Below are 12,239 nucleotides of genomic sequence, written 5' to 3' on the forward strand. Positions count from 1 at the left end.
CCGATGACTAGTTTGCATGCCGACGAGGCTTTCCTCGGCCATTACCAGTTAAGTCATGACCCTTTCGCTCCACGGGTGCCTGGCTTCAAATTTTTCCCGGCCCAGCGCAAACCGGTGCTGGGGCAACTGCATCATCTGGCCCGTTACAGCCAGTTGTTGCTGGTGGTCACTGGCCCTCAAGGCAGCGGCAAAACCCTGTTGCGTCAGGCCCTGGTGGCCAGCACCAACAAACAGTCAGTGCAGAGCGTGGTGGTTTCCGCCCGTGGCGCCGGCGATGCAGCCGGTATGCTGCGTCAGGTGGCTCAGGCGCTGAACGTCGAGCAGGCCGAAATTGGCGCGATCCTGGCCCAAGTGGTCCAGCTTGCCCTCACGGGGCAGGAAGTCTATTTGCTGGTCGACGATGCCGAGCAACTCGACGAATCTGCGCTGGAAGCCTTGTTGGCTTTGGCCGCTGGTGCGCCGGAAGGTCGCCCGCACGTGTTCCTGTTTGGCGAGTCCTCTCTGATTGCTCAGCTTGACGCGTTGAGCCTGGAGGAAGAGCGCTTCCACGTCATCGAATTGCAGCCTTATACCGAAGAAGAAACCCGCGAATATCTGGATCAGCGTCTAGAAGGCGCCGGTCGGGGTATCGAACTTTTCACCGCGGATCAGATCTCTGATATTCACGAAAGCTCCGACGGTTGGCCTGGCAACATCAATCAGGTCGCCCGCGATGCAATGATCGAAGCCATGATTGCCAGCCGCTCAGCGGTCAAGCGTCCAAGTATGGGGTTCAACATGCCGAAGAAACACGTATTGGCGATTTCCGCCGTAGTCGTGGTCGCGGTAGCCGCCGCCTGGTTGATGCCGGGTCGCAGCAAAGCACCGACCACCGGCGCACCTGCCAATGAACAGGCACAACTGCCGCTGGGCCAGGGCACGCCACAACCTGATAGCGGTGGCGCTCCCGCCGTGGAATTCGCCGGTAACTCGCAGCCAATGCCGTTACCACTGGTCGGCAACTCGCAGCCGGTGATGCGTGGTCCATTGGCCGAAGCCGCCGGTGGTATCACCGAAGGCGACGACGGTGTGCCGGTCGAAGGTTCCAGCGCTACACCGCCAACCGTGACCACCACTGCGCCGCCTGCCGGCATCCAGCCGGGTCCGGCGCCAACGCCTGCCGCCAAACCGGTTCCAGCGCCGACTCAGGTCGCGACAGCCAAGCCAGTGCCAGCGCCTGCACCTGTTGCCAAACCGGCTCCAGTGCCCGCCAAGCCGGCCGCCGCTGTCAAACCTGCCGAGAAGCCAGCCACTGTGGCCAAAGCCGCCGGTGGCAGCTGGTACGCAGGCCAGGCGCCGGGTAACTACGTGGTGCAAATCCTCGGCACCAGCTCCGAATCGGCCGCGCAAAGCTTCGTCAAGGAGCAGGGCGGCGAGTACCGTTATTTCAAGAAAGTACTCAACGGCAAGCCGCTTTACGTCATCACCTACGGTAGCTTCGCTAACCGCGATGCAGCCGTTACCGCCATCAAGGCCTTGCCAGCGAAGGTTCAGGCTGGTAAACCTTGGCCTCGCACTGTCGCCAGCGTCCAACAGGAACTGGCAACAACTCGCTGAAGATTCGGCGGCCTTACCCAGGCCGCCTCTCCAAGCACCTCAAAATTTCTGCAAGTGCGCGCTGCCCGCAAGGGCGCGTGCCTTGTGGTGTCTGCGTCACAGTGGTCTTTGAGTCGTTGCGGTCAAAATTAAAAAAAGTTTTGACTAGCACAGCATATCGCTTTAAACCTTTCACAAATGCGACATAGATTTGCGACATTTCGTCGTCAAATTTGTGAGCCTCAGTGTCGGTGTGTACAATGACCTCCCTTTTGCCCCCGCAAAGCTGGCGTACGTTCGGCGTGGATGGTAACTGGCTGAATTGAAAAGAAATTTGCCTCGATAAGAGGCAGCCTGGTGAGAAAGTGTCTATGAAAGCAGGTCTGTACCAACCAGATGAATTCAAGGATAACTGCGGTTTCGGCCTGATAGCCCATATGCAGGGCGAGCCCAGTCATACCCTTTTGCAAACGGCCATTGAGGCCCTGACCTGCATGACCCACCGCGGTGGGATCAACGCCGACGGCAAGACCGGTGACGGTTGCGGTCTGCTGATTCAAAAGCCGGATGTGTTCCTGCGTGCGATTGCCCAGGAAACCTTCGGCGTCGAACTGCCCAAGCAATATGCGGTGGGCATGGTCTTCTTCAACCAGGACCCGGTCAAAGCCGAAGCCGCTCGCGAGAACATGAACCGAGAGATCCTGGCCGCCGGTCTGCAACTGGTCGGCTGGCGCAAAGTGCCGATCGACACCAGCGTGCTTGGCCGCCTGGCCCTTGAGCGCCTGCCGCAGATCGAGCAAGTGTTCATCGCCGGTGATGGCCTGAGTGATCAGGACATGGCCGTCAAGCTGTTCACCTCCCGTCGTCGCTCGTCCGTGGCCAACGCCGCCGACGCCGATCACTACGTCTGCAGCTTTTCGCACAAGACCATCATTTATAAAGGGTTGATGATGCCGGCGGATCTGACCGCCTTCTATCCAGACCTCAGCGACCAGCGCCTGCAGACCTCGATTTGCGTGTTCCACCAGCGCTTTTCGACCAACACCCTGCCGAAATGGCCGCTGGCTCAGCCGTTCCGTTTTCTCGCCCACAACGGCGAGATCAACACCATCACCGGCAACCGCAACTGGGCCGTGGCCCGTCGCACCAAGTTCACCAACGATCTGATGGATCTGGAAGAACTCGGCCCGCTGGTCAACCGTGTAGGTTCCGACTCCTCCAGCATGGACAACATGCTCGAGTTGATGGTCACCGGTGGCATCGACCTGTTCCGTGGCGTGCGGATGATCATTCCGCCTGCGTGGCAGAACGTCGAAACCATGGACCCGGACCTGCGTGCGTTCTACGAATACAACTCGATGCACATGGAACCGTGGGACGGCCCGGCCGGCGTGGTAATGACTGACGGTCGTTACGCGGTGTGCCTGCTCGACCGTAACGGTCTGCGTCCTGCGCGTTGGGTCACCACCAAGAACGGCTTCATCACCCTGGCCTCGGAAATCGGTGTCTGGAACTACCAGCCTGAAGACGTGATCGCCAAGGGCCGTGTCGGTCCGGGCCAGATCTTCGCCGTGGACACCGAAACCGGTCAGATCCTCGACACCGACGCCATCGACAACCGCTTGAAGTCGCGTCATCCGTACAAGCAATGGCTGCGCAAGAATGCCCTGCGCATCCAGGCGACCATGGAAGACAACGACCATGGTTCGGCGTTCTACGACGTCGATCAGCTCAAGCAGTACATGAAGATGTACCAGGTCACTTTCGAAGAACGTGATCAGGTGCTGCGTCCGCTCGGCGAGCAAGGCTACGAGGCCGTTGGCTCGATGGGCGACGATACGCCGATGGCCGTGCTGTCCCAGCGCGTGCGCACGCCGTACGACTATTTCCGCCAGCAGTTCGCGCAGGTCACCAACCCGCCGATCGACCCGCTACGTGAAGCCATCGTCATGTCGCTGGAGATCTGCCTCGGTGCCGAGCGCAACATTTTCCAGGAGTCGCCGGAACACGCCTCGCGCGTGATCCTCAGCTCGCCGGTCATTTCCCCGGCCAAGTGGCGCTCGCTGATGAACCTCGATCGCCCGGGCTTCGAGCGCGCGATCATCGACCTCAACTACGACGAAAGCGTCGGCCTCGAAGCGGCCATCCGCAACGTCGCCGATCAGGCTGAAGAAGCCGTGCGCTCCGGCCGTACCCAGGTCGTGCTGAGTGACCGTCACATTGCCCCGGGCAAGTTGCCGATCCACGCTTCCCTCGCTACCGGTGCGGTGCATCACCGCCTGACCGAGAAAGGCCTGCGTTGCGACTCCAATATCCTCGTGGAAACTGCGACTGCTCGCGATCCGCACCACTTTGCGGTATTGATCGGTTTCGGCGCCTCGGCGGTCTATCCGTTCCTGGCCTACGAAGTGCTGGGCGACCTGATCCGAACCGGTGAAGTGTTGGGCGACCTCTATGAGGTGTTCAAGAACTACCGCAAAGGCATCACCAAAGGCCTGCTGAAGATCCTGTCGAAGATGGGCATCTCGACCATCACGTCGTACCGCGGTGCGCAGTTGTTCGAAGCCATCGGCCTGTCTGAAGAAGTCTGCGACCTGAGCTTCCGTGGCGTTCCAAGCCGCATCAAGGGCGCGCGTTTCGTCGACATCGAGGCCGAGCAGAAAGCCCTTGCGGCCGAAGCCTGGAGCCCGCGCAAGCCGATCCAGCAAGGCGGCCTGCTGAAGTTCGTCCATGGTGGCGAATATCACGCCTACAACCCGGACGTGGTCAGCACCCTGCAAGCCGCTGTGCAGCAGGGCGACTACAGCAAGTTCAAGGAATACACGGCGCTGGTGGACAACCGTCCGGTGTCGATGATCCGCGATCTGTTCAAGGTCAAGACCCTGGATACGCCGCTGGACATCAGCGAGATCGAACCGCTGGAATCGGTGCTCAAGCGCTTCGACTCCGCGGGCATCTCTTTGGGCGCATTGTCGCCGGAAGCTCACGAAGCCCTGGCCGAAGCCATGAACCGCCTCGGTGCGCGTTCCAACTCCGGCGAAGGCGGCGAAGACCCGGCGCGCTACGGCACCATCAAGAGCTCGAAAATCAAGCAGGTCGCCACCGGCCGTTTCGGTGTGACCCCGGAATACCTGGTTAACGCTGAAGTGCTGCAGATCAAGGTCGCTCAGGGCGCCAAGCCCGGCGAAGGTGGTCAGTTGCCAGGCGGCAAGGTCAACGGTCTGATCGCCAAGCTGCGTTACGCAGTGCCGGGTGTGACCTTGATTTCGCCTCCGCCGCACCACGATATCTATTCGATCGAAGACTTGTCGCAGCTGATTTTCGACCTGAAACAAGTCAACCCGAAGGCGCTGGTCTCGGTGAAGCTGGTAGCAGAAGCGGGCGTCGGCACCATCGCTGCCGGTGTGGCCAAGGCTTACGCGGACTTGATCACCATTTCCGGCTACGACGGCGGCACCGGTGCATCGCCACTGACCTCGATCAAATACGCGGGCGCACCGTGGGAACTCGGTTTGGCCGAAACCCACCAGACCCTGCGCGGCAACGACCTGCGCGGCAAGGTCCGGGTGCAGACTGACGGCGGCCTGAAAACCGGCCTCGACGTAATCAAGGCCGCGATCCTCGGCGCTGAAAGCTTCGGCTTCGGCACCGCGCCAATGATCGCCCTGGGCTGCAAATACCTGCGTATTTGCCACCTGAACAACTGCGCCACCGGCGTCGCGACTCAGAACGAGAAGCTGCGCAAGGATCACTACATCGGTACCGTCGACATGGTGGTGAATTTCTTCACCTACGTCGCCGAAGAAACCCGTGAGTGGCTGGCCAAGCTAGGCGTGCGCTCCCTCGAAGAGCTGATCGGTCGCACCGATCTGCTGGAAATCCTCGAAGGCCAGACCGCCAAGCAGAACCACCTGGACTTGACCCCGTTGCTGGGCAGCGATCACATCCCGGCAGACAAGCCTCAGTTCTGCCAGGTAGACCGCAACCCGCCGTTCGACAAAGGCCTGCTGGCCGAGAAAATGGTCGACTTGGCCACTTCGGCCATCAACGACATGAGCGGTGCCGATTTCGCCCTGGATATCTGCAACTGCGACCGTTCCATCGGCGCGCGGATCTCCGGTGAAATTGCTCGCAAGCATGGCAACCAAGGCATGGCTAACGCGCCGATCACCTTCCGCTTCAAAGGCACTGCCGGTCAGAGCTTCGGTGTGTGGAACGCCGGCGGCCTGAACATGTACCTGGAAGGCGACGCCAACGACTACGTCGGCAAAGGCATGACCGGCGGCAAGCTGGTCATCGTTCCGCCGAAGGGTAGCATCTACAAGACTCAGGACAGCGCCATTATCGGCAACACCTGCTTGTATGGCGCCACCGGGGGCAAGCTGTTCGCCGCCGGTACCGCGGGCGAGCGTTTTGCCGTGCGTAACTCCGGTGCTCACACCGTGGTTGAAGGCACTGGCGATCACTGCTGCGAATACATGACCGGTGGTTTCGTCTGTGTACTGGGCAAGACCGGTTACAACTTCGGCTCAGGCATGACCGGCGGTTTCGCCTACGTGCTCGACCAGGACAACACCTTCGTTGACCGGGTCAACCACGAACTGGTGGAAATCCAGCGGATCAGCGGTGAGGCGATGGAAGCCTATCGCAGCCACCTGCAACGCGTGCTGAACGAATACGTCGAGGAAACCGACAGCGAGTGGGGTCGTAACCTCGCTGAAAACCTCGATGACTATCTGCGTCGTTTCTGGCTGGTCAAGCCCAAGGCTGCCAACCTGAAATCGTTGCTTTCCAGCACCCGTGCCAACCCGCAGTGATATGCGCCTGAAGAGTTTGATGAGGTTTTAACAATGGCTGAACGTCTGAATAACGACTTCCAGTTCATCGATGTCGGGCGCAAGGATCCGAAGAAGAAACTGTTGCGTCAACGCAAGAAAGAGTTCGTGGAAATCTACGAACCCTTCAAGCCCCAGCAGTCGGCCGACCAGGCCCACCGCTGCCTGGGTTGCGGTAACCCGTATTGCGAATGGAAGTGCCCGGTGCACAACTTCATTCCGAACTGGCTGAAGCTGGTGGCCGAGGGCAACATCCTCCAGGCCGCCGAGCTGTCGCACCAGACCAACACCCTGCCGGAAGTCTGCGGCCGGGTTTGTCCTCAGGATCGTCTGTGCGAGGGGGCCTGCACCCTTAACGACGGTTTTGGTGCGGTGACCATTGGTTCGGTGGAGAAGTACATCACCGATACCGCGTTCGCCATGGGCTGGCGTCCGGACATGTCCAAGGTCAAACCGACCGGCAAGCGTGTCGCGGTAATTGGCGCGGGCCCTGCCGGCCTGGGCTGTGCCGATGTGCTGGTACGTGGCGGCGTGACCCCGGTGGTGTTCGACAAGAACCCGGAAATCGGCGGTCTGCTGACCTTCGGCATCCCCGAGTTCAAGCTGGAAAAGACCGTGCTGAGCAATCGCCGCGAAGTCTTCACCGGCATGGGCATCGAGTTCCGCCTGAACACCGAAATCGGCAAGGACGTGACCATCGAGCAACTGCTCGAAGAATACGATGCCGTGTTCATGGGCATGGGCACCTACACCTACATGAAGGGCGGCTTTGCTGGTGAAGATCTGCCGGGCGTGTATGACGCGCTCGACTTCCTGATCGCCAACGTCAACCGCAACCTGGGCTTTGAAAAGTCGCCGGAAGATTTCGTCGACATGAAAGGCAAGAAGGTCGTGGTACTGGGCGGTGGCGACACCGCGATGGACTGCAACCGTACGTCGATCCGCCAGGGCGCCAAGTCGGTGACCTGTGCGTATCGTCGTGACGAAGCGAACATGCCGGGCTCGCGCAAAGAGGTGAAGAACGCCAAGGAAGAAGGCGTGAAATTCCTCTACAACCGCCAGCCGATCGCTATCGTCGGTGAAGATCGTGTCGAAGGCGTAAAGGTGGTCGAGACCCGTCTCGGCGAACCGGACGCCCGTGGCCGTCGCAGCCCCGAGCCGATCCCGGGTTCCGAAGAGATCATCCCAGCCGACGCCGTGGTCATCGCGTTCGGTTTCCGTCCAAGCCCGGCATCGTGGTTCGAGCAGTTCAGCATCCAGACCGACAGCCAGGGCCGCGTCGTGGCGCCGGAACAAGGTCAGTACAAGCACCAGACCAGCAACCCGAAAATCTTCGCCGGTGGCGACATGGTGCGCGGTTCCGACCTGGTGGTAACGGCGATCTTCGAAGGCCGCAATGCCGCCGAAGGGATCCTGGATTACCTGGGCGTCTGATCGCTTTCCAAAACTGGAATGCGATCAAATGTGGGAGCGGGCTTGCTCGCGAAAGCGGTGTGTCAGTCAACATCTCTGTTGAATATGACGGCCCCTTCGCGAGCAAGCCCGCTCCCACATTGGTTTTTAGGTGTTGCCAAAACCGTGTTCCACCGCGACAAATTGACCCGATAGACAAAAGGAACGGCTCTTGCCGTGCCTTTTACGTCGCGCTCTGAGAAAATGCCCGCACTTTTTTTCCGGATGCCGACATGACTGCCCTGAAGAACGACCGTTTCCTTCGCGCCCTGCTCAAGCAACCCGTAGACGTCACCCCTGTGTGGATGATGCGTCAGGCCGGTCGCTACCTGCCTGAATACCGCGCCAGCCGTGCCAAGGCCGGTGACTTCATGAGCCTGTGCATGAACCCGGCGTTCGCTTGCGAAGTCACGATGCAGCCGCTCGACCGCTACCCACAACTGGACGCGGCGATCCTGTTCTCCGACATCCTCACCATCCCGGATGCCATGGGCCAAGGCCTGTACTTCGAAACCGGTGAAGGTCCGCGCTTCAAGAAAGTCGTCAGCACCCTGGCTGACATCGAAGCCCTGCCGATTCCTGATCCGCACAAAGACCTCGGCTACGTCATGGACGCAGTCAGCACCATCCGCCGCGAACTGAACGGCCGCGTGCCGCTGATCGGCTTCGCCGGCAGCCCATGGACCCTGGCCACCTACATGGTCGAAGGCGGCTCGTCGAAAGACTACCGCAAGACCAAAACCATGCTCTACGACAACCCGCAAGCCTTGCACCTGCTGCTGGACAAGCTCGCGCAGACGGTCACCAGCTACCTCAACGGCCAAATCATGGCCGGGGCGCAAGCGGTGCAGATCTTCGATAGTTGGGGCGGTAGCCTCTCGGCGGCGGCGTACCAGGAGTTCTCCCTGGCCTACATGCGCAAAATCGTCAGCGGCCTGATCCGCGAACACGAAAGTCGCAAAGTGCCGGTCATCCTGTTCACCAAGAACGGCGGCCTGTGGCTGGAAAGCATCGCTGACGCTGGCGCGGATGCGCTGGGCCTGGACTGGACTTGCGACATTGGCGAAGCCCGCCAACGCGTCGGCAGCAAAGTCGCCCTGCAAGGCAACATGGACCCGACTGTGCTCTACGCCAAGCCAGAAGCCATCCGCACCGAAGTCGGCCGGATCCTCGCCAGCTACGGCAAGGGCAGTGGCCACGTGTTCAATCTCGGTCATGGCATCACGCCGGAAGTCGACCCAGAACACGCCGGTGCGTTCCTGCGCGCGGTGCATGAACTGTCGGCGCGGTATCACGAGTGATCGTGGCCCAATAAAAAACGCCCGGCTTATGCCGGGCGTTTTTGTTTGTGGTTCAGAAAATGAGCAGTGGATGCAGTTCATTGTGGGAGCGGGCTTGCCCGCGATGGCGTCATCTCATACAACACATGTGCTGGGCCGACCATCGCTATCGCGGGCAAGCCCGCTCCCACAAGGTTTTGTGTCAGGCCTTCACACCACCCAACGGTGGCAACTTCGCCAGCTTCAATGCCACCAACAACGCAATCACCAACAACCCGCCAATAAACAACCCGATCCCGTTCCACCCACCCAAGTGCCAAGCCACACCGCCCGCCGTACCCGCGATACTCGACCCGGCGTAATAACTGAACAGATACAGCGACGACGCCTGTCCTCTGGCCTTGATCGCACGACGGCCGATCCAGCTACTGGCCACCGAATGCGCACCAAAGAAGCCGAAGGTAAAGATCAGCATGCCGAGAATCACCAGCGGTAACGGCGTGAACATGGTCAGGGCGATGCCCGCGAGCATCACCACAATGGTTGCCCAGAGCACTTTGCGCCGGCCGAGCTGGTCAGCCAGGGCGCCGATTTTCGCCGAGCTGTAGATACCCGACAGGTACACCACCGAGAGCAGCCCGACGAACGCCTGATCCATGTGATACGGCTCGGCCAGCAGGCGATAGCCGATGTAGTTGAACAGCGTGACAAACGCGCCCATCAGCACGAACGCCTCAACGAACAGCAGTGGAAGACCAGCATCGCGAAAGTGCATGGTGAAACCATCGAGCAAGCTGCGCGGATGCAGCGAGCGGGCGCGGAAGTTGCGCGATTCCGGGAGTATTTTCCAGAATACCGCTGCGGCAATCAGTGCCAGTCCCCCAATGACCAGCATCGCCGTGTGCCAGCTGACGAAGTCGATCAATACCCCGACGATCAATCGTCCGCACATGCCGCCGATGGCGTTGCCAGCGATGTACAAGCCCATGGCCAGACCAAGGTGCTGCGGGTGAATTTCTTCGCTCAGGTAAGTCATCGCGACCGCCGCCAGACCGCTCAACGACAGCCCCACCAGCGCCCGCATCACCAGCACGCCTTGCCAGCTCGGGATCATCGCGCTGGCCATGGTGCAGAGAGCGGCGGCGAACAGCGCGGCGACCATCACCGGTTTACGCCCGACGCGATCAGAGACAGGACCGGTGATCAGCAAGCCGATGGCGAGCATGCCGGTGGCGACCGACAGGATCAGGCTGCTCTGGGCTGCGTTGATGGAAAACTCGCGGGACAGCAGCGGCATCATCGGCTGCACGCAGTAGAGCAAGGCAAAAGTCGCAAAACCGCCCGAGAACAGCGCCAGCACCGTGCGCATGAACAGCGGCGTGCCTTTCTCGATGTAGATCTCGCTTAGCTCAGTGACGACGTCGTCCAGCGGAGTGGGCGGAATTTCATGGGCGAGTGGGGAGACAGCAGTTTTCACTTCGGACCTCGGAGGGGCGCAGCCGATCAGGCAATGAAAAAATCATATAGCTGCCTAATGATTCAATCCAATATATTGTTCGACCTGTTTGATAGGTTTTACGACCTAATGGAGTTTTCATGGAATTGCGCCATCTGCGCTACTTCATCGCCGTCGCCGAAGAACTGCATTTCGGCCGCGCCGCCCAGGTGCTGGGCATCTCGCAACCGCCGCTGAGCCAGCAGATTCAGGCGCTGGAACAGGAGGTCGGCGCACGGTTATTCGAACGGACCAATCGTCGGGTCGAACTCAGTGAGGCCGGTCGGCTGTTTCTGGAAGAGGCGCGGTTGGTGCTGGCTCAAGTCGACAAAGCGGCGGATGTTGCGCGGCGGGCACAACTCGGTGAGTTGGGTGAACTGAAGATCGGCTTCACCTCGTCGGCCCCGTTCAACTCGACCATTCCCCAGGCGATCTTTTCGTTTCGCCAGCGTTTCCCGGCTGTGCACCTGCACCTGCGGGAAATGAGCAGCACCCAAGTGGCCGATGCATTGGTTGATGAGTCGATTGAAGTCGGGATTATGCGACCGCTTGGGTTACCGGACTCGCTCAGCGTGGTGGAACTGATGCGCGAGCCGCTGGTGGCGGTGCTCAGCTCCAAACATCCGCTGGTGAGCGGCAGCGAAGACGGTTTATTCCTATCGGCGCTGGCCCTCGAACCCTTCGTATTTTTCCCACGTAGTTATGGCAGCGGTCTGTACGCACAGCTGCTCAGCCTGGCGCGAGATGCCGGGTTCAGCCCGCACTTCGCGCAAGAGGCTGGCGAGGCGATGACCATCATCGGGCTGGTGGCGGCAGGTTTGGGGGTATCGGTGTTGCCGGCGTCTTATCAGCGGATGCGTATTGATGGCGTGGTCTACCGCCCTCTACTCGATCCGGCGGCCGTGTCTGCAGTGTGGCTGGTGCAGCGCAAGGATCAGAAATCGCCGATGGCCAGGGCGTTTGTGGAGTTGTTGACGCGTAAAGTTGAAGGAATGTGATCAGCGTTTAAGAGATCGCAGCCTTCGGCAGCTCCTACGCCGATCTATGTAGGAGCTGCCGAAGGCTGCGATCTTTTGATCCTGATGTTCAAAGCATCAATGCAATCTGTAGCAGCATTAGTCCGCGTCAGGCGTTACTGAACCTTCGCCAAATCCCCTTTCAACGCAACACCCGCCATGAGCGCCCCAGCGTGGCACTCATAGTTCTTGGCATCCTTGCGCTCGTTGCTTTTGTAGAAGCTGACGATGTTGGTCACGGCATTGGCGCCGGCGTTCTTCGCTGCCTGGTGCAGGCTGATGATTGCCGATTGCGCGACCCATTCGCAGGCCACTTCGTCAGACTTGTTGAAGGCGTTGGTTTTCTTGTTGGTCACGGCACCCGCGCTGACTACGGTGACGTTGCCAGACGGGGTATTGCCCGCCAGGTAGAATTTCACGCTGCCATCGATTTTGCCGGCGCGGGTTGCTTCGGCGACTGCTTTGTCAAAAGGCAGATACACCGCGGTGTCACGGGCCTGGCTGATGCCCGGCAATGCACAGATCAGCAAGGTCGCGGCGACAGCGAGTTTCTTGAAGTGCATGGAGGTCTCCTTGACCCTAGGTA

The 12,239-nt window shown here is 60.2% G+C and carries 7 protein-coding genes; 5 read left to right on the forward strand and 2 right to left on the reverse strand.

Annotated features, from left to right (window positions below):
* The first annotated feature begins 3 nt into the window (after positions 1–3).
* The 4 genes from TU81_RS16770 to hemE all read left to right on the forward strand — a co-directional run bounded on the left by TU81_RS16770 (position 4) and on the right by hemE (position 9,163).
* Positions 4–1,596: an AAA family ATPase gene (locus TU81_RS16770; protein WP_038978612.1), complete on the forward strand. Its 1,593-nt coding sequence runs from the start codon at positions 4–6 to the stop codon at positions 1,594–1,596.
* Between the two features lie 350 nt (positions 1,597–1,946).
* Entirely contained in the window at positions 1,947–6,392 is a 4,446-nt protein-coding gene (gltB, locus tag TU81_RS16775; RefSeq protein ID WP_038978613.1) for a glutamate synthase large subunit, read from the forward strand.
* A 33-nt stretch (positions 6,393–6,425) separates the two neighbouring features.
* On the forward strand, positions 6,426–7,844 hold the full coding sequence (locus TU81_RS16780) for an FAD-dependent oxidoreductase (protein WP_048396075.1): 1,419 nt from the start codon (positions 6,426–6,428) through the stop codon (positions 7,842–7,844).
* A gap of 251 nt (positions 7,845–8,095) precedes the next feature.
* Positions 8,096–9,163, forward strand: coding sequence for a uroporphyrinogen decarboxylase (hemE, locus tag TU81_RS16785; protein ID WP_048396076.1), 1,068 nt, complete (start codon positions 8,096–8,098; stop codon positions 9,161–9,163).
* 181 nt (positions 9,164–9,344) lie between these two features.
* On the opposite strand, the gene TU81_RS16790 is transcribed toward hemE, so the two are convergent.
* The gene (locus TU81_RS16790; RefSeq protein ID WP_390176097.1) at positions 9,345–10,586 is read right to left on the reverse strand and encodes an MFS transporter; all 1,242 of its coding nucleotides are present in this window, start codon (positions 10,584–10,586) and stop codon (positions 9,345–9,347) included.
* Positions 10,587–10,738: 152 nt separating this feature from the next.
* Here TU81_RS16790 and TU81_RS16795 point away from each other — a divergent pair, with 152 nt between their 5' ends.
* Positions 10,739–11,635: a LysR family transcriptional regulator gene (locus TU81_RS16795; RefSeq protein ID WP_038978617.1), complete on the forward strand. Its 897-nt coding sequence runs from the start codon at positions 10,739–10,741 to the stop codon at positions 11,633–11,635.
* 134 nt (positions 11,636–11,769) lie between these two features.
* Here the strand turns inward: TU81_RS16795 and TU81_RS16800 are convergent, their stop codons facing one another.
* Positions 11,770–12,216 (reverse strand): hypothetical protein, encoded by a 447-nt coding sequence (locus TU81_RS16800; RefSeq protein WP_048396078.1) that lies wholly within the window; start codon positions 12,214–12,216, stop codon positions 11,770–11,772.
* Positions 12,217–12,239 lie beyond the last annotated feature (23 nt).

Source organism: Pseudomonas lini, from assembly GCF_001042905.1.
In the GTDB taxonomy this organism is placed as follows: Bacteria; Pseudomonadota; Gammaproteobacteria; order Pseudomonadales; family Pseudomonadaceae; genus Aquipseudomonas; species Aquipseudomonas lini.